This window comes from Pseudomonas sp. EA_65y_Pfl1_P113, from assembly GCF_963970525.1.
Taxonomy (GTDB): domain Bacteria; phylum Pseudomonadota; class Gammaproteobacteria; order Pseudomonadales; family Pseudomonadaceae; genus Aquipseudomonas; species Aquipseudomonas tritici.
The window spans coordinates 277,310-296,109 of sequence record NZ_CAXAQM010000002.1; the positions used below are offsets into that span (position 1 = coordinate 277,310).

The window sequence follows — 18,800 nt, forward strand, 5'->3', positions numbered from 1 at the left end:
GCGCGCCGCGCATTTCAGTGGTTAATGGGACAGTTTCTGCACGTTCGCATTGAGCACACTGGCGGGTGTAAACGCGAATTGCCAGCCCTGCTTTCCATCGAACCCGTCGAGGAACGCTTGAAGGCCTTTACCGTTGGCTTTATCGAGGTGGTATACCGTCATCCCGCCGCTGACCTGCGGTGGGTTGCCATGGCGGATCATTGCCACGTCCAAGTCCGGACTATTGGTGTTGAACAGAAATAATTCATTGTGTTTGGTCTTCTGAACATAAACCGTGTGGCCGAAATCCCCACCGTCATTGGCATGCTTGAAGTTGATAAGCCCGGACTCCTTGATGTCGGCGGCGTTGAAAGTGGTTTTCAAGTTGTCGGGTTTGATGCCCATGATGTCCAGGTAACTTGGCGAATAATTGGTGGCCGCCAAGGTATCCATCCTAGCCAGAACAGCGTCATACACCTTGGTTGAGAGTGTTCTCTCGGCTTGCCCTACGCGCAGGGCCGCCCTGTAACAGATCAAACCCTTGTTGGCCGGATGGGTATGAAGTACCTCCCAGTTCTTTTTCAACTCAAGGTGGGAGAGGCTACGGGGCACTCCGGAGGGGATAATCGGGTCTTCATACAGCGTTTTGAAGTCTGCTGAGAACACACTGTTCCTGGCCTGCCAGGCATCGTCATGATCGAAGACCTTGAACTCCAGCTTATTGGCGTCTGTGCTGTGCGTTTTATAGTGCGGCCCCAGTTTTTTGTCATGAAAAACCTTTTTCAGGCCCGCTTCCATTGCGTCTGCGCTGGGAAAGGTGGCGACGCCGAGATTAGGGTCATAAAAGTAAAAGTTCTTTTGCCCGTTTTCGATTCGGACGCCGGCCGCCATTGCATGGTTGGGCGAGTCAATCATGAGGGATTTTGATGCGGTTGCCGCATCCAATTCCTTGACCATGTTTTGATAGGACACCTGTCGAATGGGCATGCCCGCATGGAAAGACGTTTCACCGCCGACCTGAGCCTGAAGCTTGCGTAACCTCTCGATAAATCTGCGAGAAGCCGGATCAGCCGGGAAGGCAGCAGCGGTATACAGGTTTTTGATCAGGGTTTTTTCCTTGCCGTGCGCCATGGCGGTTGCCATGGCGCGCGAAAGGGCGGCGCACTGCCCGTCTGACAATTGCGCGGTCTGACTGAAATACACCACTTGAGGCACAGGCACGACGTTACCGAATCGGGGCTCTATCCTGTTTATAAACCGCGTGGACCTGCTCTTGCCGACTCCGTAGGCGATGTCATCGTAGCGTCGGACGAGAACCCCTATCTGTTCCGCTGTCATGCCCCGTTTAGTGGCCAGACGCATAATGTCTTCAATGGATGAGGTGCTGGAGAGTTTCTCAACGATCTTCGGGTCACCCAACGTGTAGCCATCGTCAAACCTGGTTTTTTCTGGGCCGCTGCGATATTCACCGACAACGCGCTTCCAATTGTTGACCATGGCCTCATCGATACGCCTGGTGGGGTCCGATGCTCTTGTCCACGCTCCGAAATGATCCACCTCGATGCGTGCCGCCGGTAAAAAGTCCTTCAGTGGCGAACCATAGGGCTGTTGCGTAATGGGGTTATAGGCGTACCACTTGTCTTGTTTTAGAACCGCTGGACCCTCTATGAAGTCGTTGTTGAACTTGAATGTGCCATAAGACGAAGCGTCGACGTTTTTACCGGCCTTGAGCAGTTCGTAACTGTCAGTGCTGCCGGCCAAGAGTTTGTAACCGCCGACAGCGCCTTTTTGCAGGCCTTTGAGGGGGAGGGCCACCAGATTTGCGAAGGCGTCGAGGGGGTTGAGCGTAGACATCGCTGTTCGCCCGAATACTTTCGTAAGCCTGCCCAGCGTATTCAGGGATGACACCCCCGCTTGCACGCCCTTGGCGGCTTTGGCGGCAGCGCCCAGACCGACCATGAAACCGAAGGCATCAAATGCCAAGTCGACGATTCCCGCACCAATGTCCCCGGCCTGGAAGCTTTTGATCGCTGGATATAACGGAAGAAAGTTCACGACGAACGCGCTGGCATGCTTGTACCAAGGCAGCCGCGTATCGAAGGTAGTCTGGCCCCTGGCTTGATTTTCGAATGAGCGTATATCCGCGTGGCTCACCAGTGCATCGGCAATGTAGGCGGTACGGTCACTGTTGAAACTGTTGGGGATACTGTCGGACGCGGTTTCATCCTTGACTGTCGCTGCGTGGTTTTTCTTGGGCAGTACCCTTGGGTATTCAGAAACTGAAAAACCCGCTCGGTATGGCGCCACCATCGCTCCCGGAACCACGTTTTTCAAATCATCGCGCCGACTGAGCGTATTTTTTTCCAGGTTGATCTCATATACGGTAACAACGCCCTGGCGTTCGGTCCGGATCAGCAGGCCGGTGCGGTTGGTCAACGTGCGTCTTTTGGTTTCTCCGTAATTGTCAGTGCTTACCTGCACCTGTTTGAAGGTTTCAAGCGTGCCTTGCTCAATATTCTTACGCGCTTCGAGTGGCAGGGTGGCGATCAGGTGCTTCACCTGTGCACCCATTGCCTTCTCCATCTGCGCGGCATAAACCGCAAACGCTTTGGCGAATACGACATTGATATCGGGCAGGTCCTTTACAACGTTCAGGCGGTTAATGGGCACGCTGGGGTCGTTGGACGTCCAGCCCCGGCCAAGTGCCCCGGTGAATCCCCCGTTCATGTAAATATCCACGACCGAATGCGGGCCTACGTCATCTCGGCCCTTAGCCACCGCCTCAAGGCTTTGCTTTTCAAAGTCGATGCCTTCACCGAATGCCTTTTTCAAGGCCCCGAGCGCCAATGCGCGACGCGTCGGCATTTCACGGGAGAACGCCTGAGACCCTGCGCTCAACTCTTCAAGTTGTGCGTTGTAGGCCGTGCGTACGCTGTCCATCTGGAGCGCGGCGTACTCATCCTTGGCGTTGGCGGTGATGACGCCATTGGCGATGCCCCAATCCATGAGCGCAGCCTGTTGCGCTGAGGCCGCGACCATTCGATCTTCAACGGTAATGGGTGCCCGTTCCGCAAGAGTGATCACTTGCACATACGTCATAAGCGCAGTCGACCCCGGTGCCTTGGCTTCCAGGCGTGCCACTGCGACCTCAAGGCTGACCCAGGAGTGGGAGCCGCAGGTGACGCCGGCGGGAATGTCCTTCACCAGGTAAGCCGGCGCCCGGCGTGATAACAACAAGTAAGCGGCCACAGGAGCCAGTTCCGCAGTGGCTTTTTGCTTGTCCTCTAGATGATCGGACAGCGCCGTGACAACCGTTGAAGGGTGTTTGCCGACGTGCTCGGAATGCGCCAGGTCGAAACCGGCAACCTTATTACGACTGGGGGCGCCGGAGCGGTCCAGCAAGGTTTCCTGGTCCAGGGACAATTGCAGGGCCGTCAACAGCCAATCGGCAACACTGGTTTCGCTCGAGAGGCCTGCGAATTTGGCTTCAAGTGACGTGCCCACCCGCTGCCCTTCAGTCGAGTTGATGATGCTCTCGATAACCCTGCGGGGCTGGGCCAGCGTCGATCGATCCAGGACCAACTTGCTGGTCAATTGCCTGAATAGGCCGTATTTGGCGCCTGGCAGCATCGCAAGCGGTTGGTAACTGCTCAGCTGATCTTGATGGCTCGGTGGTAGCGGCCAGGACAGTGCGCCGCCCAGATTGCCATGCGGCGGCGACAGGGGGGCGGCGGCAGTGGTGCTTGTGGCGAGGTTGCGCAACTCTGCCAGGGTGGTTGGCATCATCCAACCGTTGTCTTCTATAAATCGCTTGAGGCTGGCACTGCCTGCTGCCGCTAAACCCTGGTCGCGATAGTAGGGCGAGTGTGGATCGATAGGCAGAGTGATGACGCCCAGAAGCTGTTCCAGATCGTTTTTTACCCTGGCCTTGAATTGATCGGGACTAATATAACCCACAGAACCGGGCGGTAATTGCGCCTTCTCCTGAGCATCCAGGTACAACGGCACAAATGCGGCCAATACCCGATTAATGATCTGGTTGCTGAATGTGTGCCGGTTATTGACGTCGGCCATCTGAGTCTTTTGGTGTTCGAGCGCATCGCCGTGGTTCAAGTGTGCGCTGCCTGCGAAAACGTTCTGCTGCTCCAACTGCGCAGCACGGTCGTTCGCAGCATCAACGGTTGTTGGCAGGGCTTCGCCGTAAAACGCCGCCACCTCCTTCACCTGCGCCATGTCGCCCCTGGGCGCGACGATGTAGGTTTGACCGTTCGCCAGAACAGCCGCTGCCTGCATGATGAGGGACCAAGACAAAGGCAATGCGTGGCTCCTGTCCCCGACGAAACTGCCGAAATACTTGGACGTCACCGACTGGCTCCGCGCACCAGCAAGAGGCTTGACCCTGAGCGCGGCGAAACCCGGGGTATTGCCTTGCGGCGGGAACAATGAGATGGGTTTTGGAAGGTCGATCCGATTTTTCTGGGCCCAGTCCTTGAGGTCCGGGGACTGGAGGAGGGCGCTTAGCTGTTGGCGCCATTGCCCGAACGTCGAATCAGGCGGAATCGGCCCAATCGGCTGATCGCCGATAGACCAGGGCTTATCACTGTGAGTGCGCAAGCTATTGACATACAGTTCGGCCAGTTGACGGTCACCATCAACGCTTGGCGGCTGTACAGAGGCGTCGGTTTGCAGAGCCGACAGCGACAGGCTCGGTGCTTGGATAAGCGGGGGGGCAAGTGGGACAAAATGGGCAAGCGACGGCGTGGAGAGGTGTGCAGACAGGGTCATCAGTGCGTTCTCAGTCGGGACTGTCGAATAGGTTCGCAGCGTCGTTCTGCGAGGGTTTCCTACCTGTTCGTGTACCGAAGGAACTAAATGATTCCACGATTACCCTGCCGACCAATTACCAAGTAATGCAGGACGGGTGACAGTTGCTTGTCAGTGATCCCTCATGTCGACTGACTGCTTGATCATCTCCCGGACCTTCGCCGTCAACAGATCAAAGGTGAACGGCTTGGTGATCAACTGCATCCCGGGATCAAGGAAACCGCCACGCACCACCGCATGCTCGGCGTACCCGGTGATGAACAGCACCTTGAGATCCGGGCGGATCTGCCGGCCGATTTCCGCCAGTTGGCGGCCATTCATGCCGGGCAGGCCAACGTCGCTGATCATCAAGTCAATACGTTGCTCCGACTCGATGATCGGCACCGCCGTGTTGGCGTCACCCGCTTCGACATAGCCATAACCCAACTCTTTGAGTACCGCGCTGACCAGCACACGCACGGCGGGGTCGTCCTCGACAATCAGCACCGTTTCCCCCGCATTGGCGCAAGGCAGAAGCGCTGGGTCAGCCGCCACCTCGGCGGCGACGTCGCCGATGAACCGTGGCAGAAACAGACTGACCGTCGTGCCTTTGCCCACTTCGCTATGGATGATCACATGGCCACGCGACTGGCGGGCAAACCCGTAGATCATCGATAAACCCAGCCCCGTGCCCTGGCCGATGGGCTTGGTCGTGAAAAATGGGTCGAACACGCGGCCGATCACACTTTCCGAAATGCCACAGCCCGTGTCGCTGACGCGCAGTTCAACGTAGTCACCAGGCAGCAGGGTGCCGTAGGCGGCGGTGAATACACTATTGAGGTGGCGGTTAGTGGTCTCCACGGTCAGGCGGCCACCGTTGGGCATCGCGTCACGGGCATTGATCACTAGGTTGAGCAGGGCGTTTTCCAACTGATTGGGGTCGGCCTCGGCGGTCCACGGCTCGTGGGTGAGTTGCATGTCCAGCGCGACACTTTCGTTGATGCTGCGTTTGAGCAGCTCACCCATCGAGGTCACCAGATGGTTGATCTCCACGGGCTTGGGGTCAAGTGATTGCCGGCGCGAAAACGCTAGCAGCCGATGGGTAAGGCTCGCCGCACGGTTAGCGGAGGTCACGCCCAGATCGATGAGGCTGTCCAGGTCGTCCAATTTGCCCCGGGAAATACGCCTTCGCAGCATTTCCAGGCTGCCGATGATCCCAGTCAACATGTTGTTGAAGTCGTGCGCGATACCGCCGGTGAGCTGGCCAACGGCTTCCATTTTCTGGGATTGGCGCAGGGCTTCCTCGTTGCTTCGCAGCTGCAGGGTGCGTTCTTCGACCTGCTGCTCCAGGGTTGCCAACGTACGTTGCAGGCGCAGTTCGCTCTCACTTAAGTCAACCAGGCGGTCGCGCGCATCATACTGCCGGCGCCGGCTGCGCACGGCAGTAGTGACCAGGCTGATCAGTGTGGAGGGGTGAAACGGTCTTTCCAGAAAGGTCACGTTGCCAAGCAAATTGCTCAGGTGAGACGAGCCGCTTTGCTCCTTGCCGCCATGGTGAGTCATCAGCACGATGGGCAAATCGGACCAGGGCGGCTGGCGACGCAGGCATTCAAGCAACGCATTGAGGTCAACACCACGCAAGGCTTCGACGGCCACGATCAGCAGGCCGGCGCCTTGCTCCAGCGCCTCGCACAGTCGTGGCAAGTCGCTGGCAATCAGGCTGCCATACCCCGCTTCTTTAAGCATCATTGACGCAATTACGCTATCACGTCCCATCGGCGCAAGAATGATTGCTCGCTCGGATACCGTTAACTGCGTACTCACTCTGACGGGTCCGCGAGCAGCGGGGCTTCAGTCCCCATGTAAGTCGGCACCCCGCGCAATACGCCCTGGAACGACTCGAGTGGGTCACCAACAGCCACACCGCCCGCGCCGATGCGGTACTCACGGATGGTCGACTCGTGGGTACCGGTACGTTTCTTGATCACGGAAATAGCCCGTCGGACTTTGCCGAGTGCCTCGAAGTAACGCAACAGGATCACCGTGTCTGCCAGGTAAGTAAGGTCGACGGGCGCCTGCATGTCACCGACCAGGCCGTGCTGGGCAACGGTCATGAAGGTCGCGGCACCGCGCCGGTTGAGGTAAAGCAACAGTTCGTGCATGTGTAGGATCAGCGAGTTCTCTTCCGGCATGGCGGCCTGGAAACCGTTGACGCTGTCGATCACCACCGTCTTGATGCCGCGCTCGTCCACGCAGCGCCGCACACGGTGAGAAAACTCGCCCGGTGACAGCTCGGCGGCATCCACCTGCTCAATGAAAAGATTGCCGGTTGCCTGCAGTGCTGGAAGATCGATGTTCAACTGCCGCATGCGTTCGAATAGCAGGCTGAGTTCTTCATCGAAAATAAACAGCGCGGCTTTCTCTCCACGCGACACGGCGGCAGCAGCGAACAGGATCGAAATCAGCGACTTGCCAGTGCCGGCTGGGCCCAGGATCAACGTGCTGGAGCCGGTCTCGATACCGCCACCCAGCAATGCATCCAATTCGCCAATGCCGCTGGTGAGTGTTTGACGGACATAGCCGGCGCGATGTTCGGCGGCCACCAGTCGCGGGAATACGTGGATGCCATCGCCGGCGATGGTGAAGTCATGAAAGCCACCGCGGTATTTTTGCCCACGGTATTTAACCACGCGCACGCGACGCCGCTCGGCACCGTAGACGGGTGTCAGCTCTTCCAAGCGGATAACGCCATGGGCAACGCTGTGTACGGTTTTATCCAGCGCCTCGGTGGTCAAGTCATCCAGCAACAGGACCGTGGCGTCATAGCGCACAAAGTAGTGCTTAATCGCCAGGATTTGCCGGCGGTAGCGCAGCGAACTCTGCGCCAGCAAGCGGATCTCCGACAAACTGTCGATCACCACGCGGGTCGGCTTGACCCGTTCCACCGCTTCGAAGATCTGCCGGGTCGCTTCGCCCAATTCCAGGTCGGACGAATACAACAGACTTTGCTGGTGATCAGTGTCGAGAAAGCTCTCGGGCGGCGTCAGCTCGAATATGTGGATGTTGTCATCGAGGTCCCAGCCATGGGACTTGGCGCCCTGGCGTAACTCGCGCTCGGTTTCCGAGAGTGTGATGTACAAGGATCGCTCGCCGCATTTGGCGCCGTCCTGAAGAAAGTGGAGGGCGACGGTGGTTTTGCCTGTCCCAGGCTCACCCTCAAGCAGGAACAAATGGCGGCGAGACAAACCGCCGGCAAGAATGTCGTCGAGACCGACGATACCGGTGGCTGCTTTGTCACTTGATAGCGCGTTGGATGTAGACAAGAAGTGCCCTCAGGTCACATGCGAGTAGAGGTGCGCGGTCGTTCGAACGCGCCATATTCTCTTGACCGTTGTGTATTCCGGGGGTTCAACCGTTTCAGGAGGTTTGTGCGGTGTATCAGCGTTCAGAACACTTTGCTGAAGCGCTATAGACCCTGTTGCAGTGCCGGATCGTCGGGATTCTGCTGTTCCAGTTGCGCGAGCAGCACTTGTACGTTCTGGAGCTGACCGCTTTCCTTCCAATAGTTGACCAGCAAAACCCGGGCTTTGCGATTGGCGGGGTGGCGTTGAATGATCTCTTCCAGTTGTCGCTGGGCGGCTTCCAGTTCCTGCTGGGCGTGCAGGGTAGTAGCGAGGTCGTAGCGGTAATCCTGATTGCCCGGTTCCAATTCCACCGCTTTGGACAGACCCAGCAGGGCATAGGGGCGCTCGCCATGGTGCAGCAGCCACATCCCCAGCGCGTGTTGCAGATACGCTGATTCCGGGTGCGCCGTCAATTGGCGCGCCAGTAACTGCCGGGACTCGTCGGTCTTGCCCTGTTTGTCTAGCAGCTCGATCTGCGCCACCACGGCTTGCAGGTTGTCTGGCTGCAGTCGCATCGCCTGTGCCAGCGCATTTTGGGCTTGCGGCAACAGTGCGCTGTGAATGTACAGGCGCGCCAGTTGAATCCAGCCTTCGGCCGTTTCGGGTTGGGCCTTGAGCGCTTTCACAAACTCATCCAGCACCTGCTGCAAAGGCCCGAAGTACAGGCCCAGGGTGTCGGGGGACAGGCCCAACAGGGCGTTGGCGGCGGTGAATCGTACAGCTTGTTCGGGATCATCCAGTACCGGGCCGAGTAACAGCGTGCGCTGGCCGGTGGGCACCAGGCCGACAATGCTATGGATGGCCGCCTCGCGGACCAGCGCCGATTCGCTGCTCAGGTCTTTGTCTGCAAGCTTCAAGGCATGAGGGCTAGGGTAATTGGGCAGTTCGGCGTGCAACGCCGCGCGGCGCTCGGGCGAAAGGTCCGTCCGGCCGAGTTGCTGATACAGCACACGGGCGGCGCCGGGCTCACCGTTGCGCGCCTGTTTCAGGGCTTTGGAGTAACCATGGGCAATCGCAGCCGGTACGGCCACCGGGGTGGAACGGGAGAAATACCAGATCAGCACAATCGACAATAGGGCGCACAGGCCGATGATGGAGTAACGGCGAGACTTTGACATGCAGGCGTCCGAAAGCAAGGCAGGAATGCAAAGCCGTCAGCTTCGGTCAGAGCATGGCGGGTGTCAAACCCGGGAGAAGCTTGCGCCCCATCGCATGTTGATCGGCGGGGGCGATGACTGGCCAAAACAGTCAGGTAGCTTGAAGGTTTTGACCATTGCCGCAGTGGCGCTCCAGAGCGACTATTCCGACAATTCGGACCGTTCAAGGAAACAATAATGCAGATTGAAAATAAGATCTTCCTGGTCAGCGGCGGCGCTTCTGGCCTCGGTGCGGCTACCGCTGAGATGCTCATTGCCGCCGGTGCCAAAGTGATGCTGGTGGACCTCAACGCCGACGCGGTGGCGGCCAAGGCCCAGCAGCTCGGCGAGAACGCCCGCAGTGCAGTGGCGGATATCAGCCAGGAAGCGGCTGCCGAAGCCGCCGTGCAGGCCACGGTTGCAGCGTTTGGCGGTTTGCATGGGCTGGTGAACTGCGCCGGAGTGGTGCGTGGCGAAAAAATCCTCGGCAAAAACGGCCCCCATGGGCTGGCAAGTTTTGCCCAAGTGATCAACGTCAACCTGATCGGCAGCTTCAACCTGCTGCGCCTGGCGGCTGCGGCCATTGCTGATACCGAGGCGAATGCCGATGGCGAGCGCGGTGTGATCATCAATACCGCTTCCGTGGCCGCATTCGACGGGCAGATCGGCCAGGCAGCCTACGCCGCCTCCAAAGGCGCTATTGCCAGCCTGACGTTGCCTGCCGCACGTGAGCTGGCGCGCTTTGGCATTCGCGTGATGACCATCGCCCCCGGCATTTTCGAAACACCGATGATGGCCGGCATGACGCCCGAAGTGCGCGACTCCCTGGCTGCCGGCGTGCCTTTTCCGCCACGCCTGGGCAAACCCGCCGAATACGCCGCGCTGGTGCGGCACATCATTGAAAACAGCATGCTCAATGGCGAGGTGATCCGTCTCGACGGCGCCTTGCGCATGGCTGCCAAGTAAGGAGCATTCCCCATGACTGATCCCATTGTTATTGTCAGCGCCGTGCGCACGCCCATGGGCGGGTTCCAGGGCGACCTCAAGGGCCTGACCGCGCCGCAGCTGGGTTCCGCCGCGATTCGTGCCGCCGTTGAGCGCGGCGGTATCGCCAGCGACGCCGTGGATGAAGTGTTGTTTGGCTGCGTGCTGCCCGCAGGCCTCGGCCAGGCGCCCGCACGCCAGGCCGCATTGGGTGCCGGGCTGGACAAGGGCACCCGTTGCACCACCCTCAACAAGATGTGCGGCTCGGGCATGGAAGCGACGATCCTGGCCCATGATTCGCTGCTGGCCGGCAGCGTCGACGTGGTCATTGCCGGCGGCATGGAAAGCATGTCCAACGCGCCGTACCTGCTGGACCGTGCGCGTAGCGGCTACCGCATGGGCCACGGTCGTGTACTTGACCATATGTTCCTCGACGGCCTCGAGGACGCCTACGACAAGGGGTGTCTGATGGGCTCCTTCGCCGAAGATTGCGCCCTGCATAACGGTTTCACCCGGGAGGCCCAGGACGCGTTCGCGATTGCCTCGCTAACACGTGCGCAACAGGCGATCACCCATGGCAGCTTTGCTGCGGAGATCGTCCCGGTGCAAGTCACCGTGGGCAAAGAGCAGAAAACCATCCTGCATGACGAACAGCCGCCCAAGGCCAAACTGGACAAGATCAGTAGCCTCAAACCGGCGTTCCGCGAAGGAGGCACCGTCACGGCGGCCAACTCCAGCTCGATTTCCGATGGCGCGGCGGCGCTGCTGCTGATGCGCCAGTCCGACGCTGAGAAACGCGGCCTGAAGCCTCTGGCAGTGATCCATGGGCATGCGGCATTTGCCGATGAGCCGGGGCTGTTTCCGGTGGCACCGGTGGGGGCGATTCGCAAGCTAATGACCAAGACCGGCTGGAGCCTGGATGACGTCGACCTGTTCGAGATCAACGAAGCTTTTGCCGTGGTCAGCCTGGTGACCATGAGCAAGCTGGAAATCCCCCACGCCAAGGTCAACATCCACGGTGGCGCGTGCGCCCTGGGCCATCCGATCGGCGCCTCAGGGGCGCGGATTTTAGTAACGCTGCTCTCGGCACTGCGCCAGAACGGCCTCAAGCGCGGCGTCGCCGCCATTTGCATCGGCGGTGGTGAAGCCACAGCCATGGCCGTCGAATGCCTGTACTAAGGACTTATCATCATGCTGGCGAATGAAGAACAACGACAGATCAGCGACGCGGCCCGGCAATTTGCCCAGGAGCGCCTGAAACCCTTTGCTGCCGAATGGGACCGCGAGCACCGTTTTCCCAAGGAGGCCATCAGTGAAATGGCCGGACTCGGCTTTTTCGGCATGCTGGTGCCGGAGCAGTGGGGCGGATGCGACACCGGTTACCTGGCTTACGCCATGGCGCTGGAAGAAATCGCCGCAGGCGACGGTGCCTGCTCGACCATCATGAGCGTGCACAACTCAGTCGGTTGCGTACCGATCCTGAAATTCGGCAACGAGGAGCAGAAAGAGCGATTCCTCAAACCCCTCGTCAGCGGCGCGATGCTCGGCGCCTTTGCGCTGACCGAAACCCAGGCCGGCTCCGATGCCAGCAGCCTGAAAACCCGCGCGCGCCTGGACGGCGACCATTACGTGCTGAACGGCTGCAAACAATTCATCACGTCCGGGCAGAACGCCGGTGTGGTGATTGTGTTTGCCGTGACCGACCCGGCTGCCGGCAAGCGCGGGATCAGCGCGTTTATCGTGCCGACCGACTCGCCGGGCTACAGCGTGGCGCGGGTCGAAGACAAGCTCGGCCAGCATGCGTCTGACACCTGCCAGATCCTCTTTGAAGACCTGAAGGTGCCGGTCGCCAATCGGCTGGGTGAGGAGGGCGAAGGCTACAAGATTGCCCTCGCCAACCTCGAAGGTGGCCGCGTGGGTATCGCCTCGCAAGCGGTCGGCATGGCGCGCGCGGCGTTCGAAGCGGCCCGCGACTATGCCCGCGAGCGCGAAAGCTTCGGCAAACCGATCATCGAACATCAAGCCGTGGCCTTTCGCCTGGCCGACATGGCCACTCAAATCGCAGTTGCCCGGCAGATGGTGCATTACGCCGCCGCCCTGCGTGACAGCGGCAAGCCAGCACTGGTGGAAGCCTCGATGGCCAAGCTGTTTGCCTCGGAAATGGCCGAAAAAGTCTGCTCGGCCGCCTTGCAAACCCTCGGCGGTTACGGTTACCTGAGCGACTTCCCACTGGAGCGGATCTACCGCGATGTGCGGGTCTGTCAGATTTACGAAGGCACCAGCGATATTCAGCGCATGGTCATCTCACGCAATCTTTAAGGAGCCGATACATGAGTTACGAAACCATCTTGCTCGAAGTCCAGGGCCGCGTCGGGCTGATTACCCTCAATCGCCCGCAGGCCCTGAACGCCCTGAATGCGCAACTGGTCAGCGAATTGAACCAAGCGCTGGATGGCTTGGAAGCCAACCCCGAAATCGGCTGCATCGTGCTGACGGGCTCGAAAAAGGCCTTTGCCGCCGGCGCCGATATCAAGGAAATGGCCGAGCTGACCTACCCGCAGATCTATCTGGACGACCTGTTCAGCGACAGCGATCGCGTAGCCAACCGTCGCAAACCGATCATTGCCGCGGTCAACGGCTTCGCTTTGGGCGGCGGTTGCGAACTGGCGTTGATGTGCGACTTCATCCTGGCCGGTGATAACGCCAAGTTCGGCCAGCCGGAAATCAACCTCGGCGTACTGCCAGGCATGGGCGGCACGCAGCGCCTGACCCGCGCGGTGGGCAAGGCCAAGGCTATGGAAATGTGCCTGACCGGACGCTTTATCGATGCCGTGGAAGCGGAGCGCTGTGGAATTGTCGCGCGTATCGTGCCGGCCGATGAGTTGCTGGAAGAAGCGCTGAAAGTCGCCACCCTGATTGCCGGCAAATCAGTGCCAATCAGCATGATGGTCAAGGAAAGCGTGAACCGTGCGTTTGAAGTGAGCCTGTCGGAAGGCGTGCGCTTTGAGCGCCGAGTGTTCCACGCAGCGTTTGCAACGCAGGATCAGAAGGAAGGCATGGCGGCGTTCGTGGCCAAGCGGGCGCCTGAGTTCAAAGATAAGTAACAGCTGCTAGCCTCAAGCTGCAAGCCTCAAGTAAAAACCAGTTTCCCTTTACTTGCCGCTTGCAGCTTTTAACTTGATGCTGCTAAAGCATGTAATTCTTCAGCTCCCTGGCAATCACCATCCGCTGAATCTCGCTGGTCCCTTCGTAAATCTGCGTGATCCGCGCATCCCGGTAGTAACGCTCCACCGGGTAATCCTCCAAGTACCCATACCCGCCGTGAATCTGCATGGCTGACGAGCAGACTTTCTCCGCCATTTCCGAGGCAAACAGCTTCGCCTGGGAGGCTTCCGACAGGCATGGCTTGCCCGCGCTGCGCAGTCGAGCGGCGTGCAGGATCAGCAGGCGCGCTGCATTCAGCTGGGTTTGCATGTCCGCCAGCAGATTGGCCACGCTCTGGTGTTCGATGATTGCCTTGTCGAACTGCACCCGGTCACGGGCGTACGCCAGCGCCGCGTCAAACGCCGCACGGGCGATTCCCAATGCCTGGGCGGCGATGCCGATGCGCCCGCCTTCCAGGTTGGACAGGGCAATCGCCAGCCCCTTGCCACGCTCGCCGAGCAGGTTGGCCTCAGGCACCGTGCATTGGTTGAGGGTGACGGCGCAGGTGTCCGAAGCGCGGATACCCATCTTGTGCTCGGTGCGATCCACTACAAAGCCCGGCGTTGCCGTAGGCACCAGGAACGCTGAGATGCCTTTCTTGCCCAGCTCCGGGTCGGTCATGGCGAACACAATGGCCAGCTTGGCGCGCTTGCCGTTGCTGACGAACTGCTTGGCGCCATTGAGGACCCACTGGCCGTCACGCAGTTCGGCACGGGTGCGCAGGTTGTGGGCCTCAGAACCGGCCTGGGGTTCGGTCAGGCAGAAGCAGCCAATCGCTTGGCCGCTGGCCAGGTCCGCCAGCCAGGTTTGCTTCTGTGCATCTGTGCCGTAGTTGAGAATTGGCCCGCAACCCACTGAATTGTGGATACTCATCACTGCACCGACGGCACCGTCTCCGGCGGAAATTTCTTCCACGGCGAGGGCGTAGGCGACGTAATCGACATACGTACCGCCCCATTCTTCCGGCACCACCATGCCCAGCAGGCCCAGTTCGCCCATCTTCGCCACCAGGGCGTCGTCGATCCAGCCGGCTTTCTCCCAGGCTTGCGCGTAGGGGGCGATTTCGCCGCGGGCAAAGTCGCGCGCCATGTCGCGGATCATCACTTGTTCTTCTGTGTATTCAATGTCTTGCATGGCTCAGTTCGCAACCTTCTTGAAGTGATGAAAGAAGCTTTCTACATGGCTGAGCGCAAGCCCATGCAGGGTTGGCGGGTTCCAGCGGGGGCTCTTGTCTTTGTCGATGATCAGGGCGCGAACACCTTCGATCAGGTCGCCGCGTTCGAACCATTGCCGGTCAAGGTGCAACTCCAGGGCAAAACATTGCTCCAGGGGCAGGCGGCGGCCGCGACGTAACATTTCCAAGGTGACGGCCATGGCCAGCGGCGAGCGGGTTTTCATCAGGTTGGCGGTGGTCAGCGCCCATTCGTGGCTATCGGCGACGGTGACTTCCTGAAGCTGCTCAACGATGCTCGGTACATCCGGCAGCGCGAAGAAGTGGTCGATGGCCGTGCGCAAAACGGCCAGCGGTGCATCGGGCAGTTGCTGCACCGCCAGTTTGGCGAGCACGCCTTGCAGGTCTTTAAGCGGTGAGTCGTGCCATTGCAGACGATCAAGCTTCTGGTCCAGCTCGGCGAGCTTCGCGCTGTCGAGATACCAGTCTGCCAACCCGCAGTACAACGCATCGGCCGCTCGGATCTGCACCCCGGTGACGCCCAGGTATGTGCCCAGCTCGCCGGGGATACGCGACAGGAAGTAACTGCCGCCCACGTCAGGGAAGTAACCGATTGCCACTTCCGGCATCGCCAGGCGACTGCGTTCGGTGACGACGCGCAAATCGGCGCCCTGCACCAAGCCCATGCCGCCGCCCAGGACAAACCCGTCCATCAGCGCCAGTACCGGTTTGCGGTAATGGTGAACGGCCAGGTCCAGCGCGTACTCCTCGACAAAAAAATCTTGGTGCAGGCTGTCGCCGTTCTTGAAGCTGTCGTACAGGGAACGTATATCGCCGCCGGCACAAAAGGCCTTCTCGCCCGCGCCGCGCAGGACCACGGCGTGCACCTGCGGGTCATCGGCCCACGCCTGCAATTGGGACGCCAGGCGGCGCACCATGTCCAGGGTGATGGCATTCAAGCCTGCGGGGCGATTGAGGGTGAGGTGGCCGATATGGTTGCGAATCTCGGCGAGCACTACGTGCTGATGCGTATCTGCGTGGCTTGCCTCGGTTGAAACCTGAGCAGTCATCGATAACTCCCTGCTTTTATTGTTCTTTATCAAGATGTTCGCGAACGAAACATCCCTTGATCGTACCAGTGCAAATTTGCCCAGTACAACCTTCAATCATGCAGGTCGTTTTTGCATTTATGCAGCGAGTGGGTGATGGACTCAAGGCACCCGACTCGCCAGCACTTCACCAATACTGCGGCGCCTGGCGTGGGTTTGCGCTGCGTGGATCAGTTGTTCCAGCGCTGTGGGCTCCACGTCATAAAATTGCTCCATTTCGGCCAGCGCCTGTTTTAAATCGGCGGCGGTGATGGCGGGGTCTCGATCCGCGTTGGGGTGTGGCAAGAGGGTGGCCGGTGATTCGGCGGCGCCTTTGGGATAGCGCGTGCGCGTGGCATTGTTATAAGCCAATGCGCAGGCCAACAAGGCGCCGGCACCGAGTAGCACGGCGCCTAACTCATACCAACCCAGTGCGGCGGACGCCGGGTCAGCCAATACCAGCGTCATGGCCAGGCCACCGGCCGGCGGATGCAGGCAGCGCAGCCAGCACATCAGCACCACCGTGATGCCCGCCGCCAGGCAGGCGCCACCCAGGGAAGTGCTGAGAACTCGGGTTACCAGCAGGGCGACGACACCCGCGCAGAGGTAGCTGCCGATGATCGACCAGGGCTGCGCCAATGCACCCGATGACACGACGAACAGCAACACGGCCGAAGCGCCGAGCGGGCCAAGCAGGTGCAATGCGACCTCCATGCCAAACACTTGGGCGCATAACCAGATACTGAAGAGTGTGCCCACGGCCATACCGACGGCGGCACGGCTCCATTCGGCGGGGCGGGTGTTGATTGCAGCGGGGAGCCAACGAGCGAGCATTGAAGAGGGTCCATAAACAGCGGGCAAAAAAAAGGCTTGTCTGGTTGCCCGGAAAAGCCCTTTGAGCGTTCCAACCGTTGGGGAAGGAACGCTCCGCAGTGTGCCGACCTTGGAGAAAGGGTGCCAATGCATATTAATGAAGCTTGAGTGCAATAATAATGAATTGTAACGGCATTAATTGGGCAGAGAGCAACAGACCTTACCGAGCACGCGATTACAGGTTTCTTCGTCCAAAAAACGTCGGTGAAGGCTTTCCTGTAGCCCCGGTTCACTGGCCAACGGCCCTTTCAAGGCCACCAAGGCATCGCGCAACCCCATCAGCCGGTCCAAAGGCAGCATGGACACGTAGCCGACATGCACTTCGGCACGGGTCAGGGCAGGCTTATCAAGCGAAACATGATCTGGCACGGTGTTGTCCTCTCGTCCTTGTTATGACCCATGGCCTATGGCGGTAAATAAATACCGCACTCAGGCGAGTTTACAGTCGGGTTTTGGGCACAGGAAAGGGAAAAGGCACCAGCCATTACGTAAAGCTACGTAGGAGTTTTCTGCACCGGGAGCGCCGGCGCAGGGGTCAAGGTTGCGCGGTTTTCGCCAGGTGCAGTAGCACGTAAGGGGTGTGGTCGAATTCGCCGGCCAGGGTTGGGGTGATGGAGCGAAAGCGCGGGTCCGTCAAGCCTTCGTAGTCCGCAGCGCTCATCACCAACCAGGCGGGCCCTTGGATCGGCTTCAAGTCGGCCGCTTGCTGGGTGAACAACGGCACTTGGTCACAGTCGACGTTGACCATGTATTTGATGGCCTTGGCGTCCTTGCCCAAACCGTGCAAAACCACCGGCGCCCGTTGTTGCATCACCTGCTCATGGACCTGAAGGGTAAAGGTGCGGGTATCGTAGACACTGCGTTCCAGCGGTTCGACCACCAGAATATAGGTGGCCCAGACCGCCAATACGCCTGTAAATGCTGGTCCGACCGGGCGCAGCCGCGTCTTGAGCAACGCCAGCAGCGACAGAACCTGCAGCCCCCCAAGCACGCCGAGCACCCAGCCAAGATGGCTCATTTGTTCCGGATAGCGCGGTCTCGCGAACAGCAACCCGGCAATCAAAAGCGTCGGTAGCGCCGTCCAGATACCCAGCATCAACCCGCGCAGCCAGGCGAAGAGCCGCCCGTGCGCCACGTGGAAGGGATACGCCGCAATAATCGCCGCCATGGGCAACATCGGTAGCACATAACGCGCCTTTTTGGCCTGGGGAATCGACAGGCCGAGCATCACCAGAAGCCCTGCGGCCGCGCAGTACCACACCAACTGCAACGCCGGCCCTGGGGCGCGTCGCCCGCTGATCAGCATCGCCAGCAGCACCAACAGTGCCATTGGGTACGCCATGGCATAGTTGCCCAGGGAACTGGTGAAGTAATACAACACGCCACTGGAGCCTTCGCGGCCATCCATGCGTCCGAGGAACTGCATGCGGATCACGTCCTGCATGAAGCCTTCGCCGCCACTCAGCTTGGCCATCAGCAACAACAGGCCAACACACGCCCCCAGTAACGCCAGCGCGAGTAGGCCGAAGCTGAACAGCTGGCGCCATTGCCGGTTGATCAGGTAGTAGCTGCACAACACGCCAGTGGGGATGACCAGGCCAATCGGCCCGCGGACCGCAAAGCCGACAATCAGCAACAGGTACAGCCAGTGCAGGCGTTTTCCCGCACCGAAGTGGTCATGGGCATAACCCAGGTAGAACACCGCCAAGGCGATCGCGGCCAGCATCTGGTCGAGGGACACCGAGCGGGTTTCGCTGATAAACGTGCTGCTTAGCAAGAGTATTGCAATGCTCAGCAGGCCCCAGCGCTGGGAGTAGGGCGCCGTCAGTCGATACACCAGGGTGACGATAAATGCCGAGGCAATCGCCGTGGGCAGCCAAGCGGTGAAGCTGGTGACCTGGCCCAATGGCAAGGACAGCAGCCACGTCAGCAGTGTCGAAGTGGCCAGGTAATCTGCATAGGGCTGCCCGTAAGTGGTGGGGAAAAAGCTAGGCCCATGGCGCAACATCTCCTGGGCGAACACCACGAAGCGTGAGTCGAAGCCAATAATCGCCTGGTGCCAGCTGCCGGCGATAAACAGCAACAACGCCAGCAACCCCAAAACGAGGGATTGGCGGCGGATCGTTGGATTTAACAAGGGCGGTTGAGCTTTGTTCAC

General features: G+C 59.7%; 13 protein-coding genes. 4 read left to right on the forward strand and 9 right to left on the reverse strand.

What is annotated here, in order from left to right:
* Window positions 1–21: 21 nt before the first annotated feature.
* The 4 genes from AACY52_RS03385 to AACY52_RS03400 all read right to left on the reverse strand — a co-directional run bounded on the left by AACY52_RS03385 (window position 22) and on the right by AACY52_RS03400 (window position 9,304).
* Window positions 22–4,764, reverse strand: coding sequence for a hypothetical protein (locus AACY52_RS03385; RefSeq protein ID WP_339560242.1), 4,743 nt, complete (start codon window positions 4,762–4,764; stop codon window positions 22–24).
* Window positions 4,765–4,914: 150 nt separating this feature from the next.
* Window positions 4,915–6,558: an ATP-binding protein gene (locus tag AACY52_RS03390; RefSeq protein ID WP_339560262.1), complete on the reverse strand. Its 1,644-nt coding sequence runs from the start codon at window positions 6,556–6,558 to the stop codon at window positions 4,915–4,917.
* A gap of 44 nt (window positions 6,559–6,602) precedes the next feature.
* Window positions 6,603–8,105, reverse strand: coding sequence for an ATPase domain-containing protein (locus AACY52_RS03395; protein ID WP_339416293.1), 1,503 nt, complete (start codon window positions 8,103–8,105; stop codon window positions 6,603–6,605).
* Window positions 8,106–8,248: 143 nt separating this feature from the next.
* Window positions 8,249–9,304 (reverse strand): tetratricopeptide repeat protein, encoded by a 1,056-nt coding sequence (locus AACY52_RS03400; protein ID WP_339416295.1) that lies wholly within the window; start codon window positions 9,302–9,304, stop codon window positions 8,249–8,251.
* A 216-nt stretch (window positions 9,305–9,520) separates the two neighbouring features.
* Between AACY52_RS03400 and AACY52_RS03405 the strand changes: the two genes are divergently transcribed.
* Genes AACY52_RS03405 through AACY52_RS03420 form a run of 4 tightly spaced genes read left to right on the forward strand, consistent with a single transcriptional unit; the run spans window position 9,521 to window position 13,410 of the window.
* Entirely contained in the window at window positions 9,521–10,288 is a 768-nt protein-coding gene (locus AACY52_RS03405) for an SDR family NAD(P)-dependent oxidoreductase (protein ID WP_339436355.1), read from the forward strand.
* A 12-nt stretch (window positions 10,289–10,300) separates the two neighbouring features.
* Window positions 10,301–11,485 carry an acetyl-CoA C-acyltransferase gene (locus AACY52_RS03410; RefSeq protein WP_339560243.1) on the forward strand — a complete coding sequence of 395 codons (1,185 nt, stop codon included), beginning with the start codon at window positions 10,301–10,303 and terminating at the stop codon, window positions 11,483–11,485.
* A 12-nt stretch (window positions 11,486–11,497) separates the two neighbouring features.
* A complete protein-coding gene (locus AACY52_RS03415; RefSeq protein ID WP_339560244.1) occupies window positions 11,498–12,625 on the forward strand; it encodes an acyl-CoA dehydrogenase in 1,128 nt (375 codons plus the stop codon).
* Between the two features lie 11 nt (window positions 12,626–12,636).
* Entirely contained in the window at window positions 12,637–13,410 is a 774-nt protein-coding gene (locus AACY52_RS03420; RefSeq protein ID WP_065873077.1) for an enoyl-CoA hydratase, read from the forward strand.
* An 82-nt stretch (window positions 13,411–13,492) separates the two neighbouring features.
* Here AACY52_RS03420 and AACY52_RS03425 read toward each other — a convergent pair whose 3' ends face one another.
* The 5 genes from AACY52_RS03425 to AACY52_RS03445 all read right to left on the reverse strand — a co-directional run bounded on the left by AACY52_RS03425 (window position 13,493) and on the right by AACY52_RS03445 (window position 18,800).
* Window positions 13,493–14,644 carry an acyl-CoA dehydrogenase family protein gene (locus AACY52_RS03425; RefSeq protein ID WP_339416302.1) on the reverse strand — a complete coding sequence of 384 codons (1,152 nt, stop codon included), beginning with the start codon at window positions 14,642–14,644 and terminating at the stop codon, window positions 13,493–13,495.
* Between the two features lie 3 nt (window positions 14,645–14,647).
* Window positions 14,648–15,751, reverse strand: a complete 1,104-nt coding sequence (locus tag AACY52_RS03430; RefSeq protein WP_339416304.1) for an enoyl-CoA hydratase/isomerase family protein — start codon at window positions 15,749–15,751, stop codon at window positions 14,648–14,650.
* 141 nt (window positions 15,752–15,892) lie between these two features.
* A complete protein-coding gene (locus AACY52_RS03435) occupies window positions 15,893–16,603 on the reverse strand; it encodes an HPP family protein (protein ID WP_339560245.1) in 711 nt (236 codons plus the stop codon).
* Between the two features lie 174 nt (window positions 16,604–16,777).
* On the reverse strand, window positions 16,778–17,011 hold the full coding sequence (locus AACY52_RS03440; protein WP_339416345.1) for a hypothetical protein: 234 nt from the start codon (window positions 17,009–17,011) through the stop codon (window positions 16,778–16,780).
* 166 nt (window positions 17,012–17,177) lie between these two features.
* Window positions 17,178–18,800 carry a phospholipid carrier-dependent glycosyltransferase gene (locus AACY52_RS03445; RefSeq protein WP_339427508.1) on the reverse strand — a complete coding sequence of 541 codons (1,623 nt, stop codon included), beginning with the start codon at window positions 18,798–18,800 and terminating at the stop codon, window positions 17,178–17,180.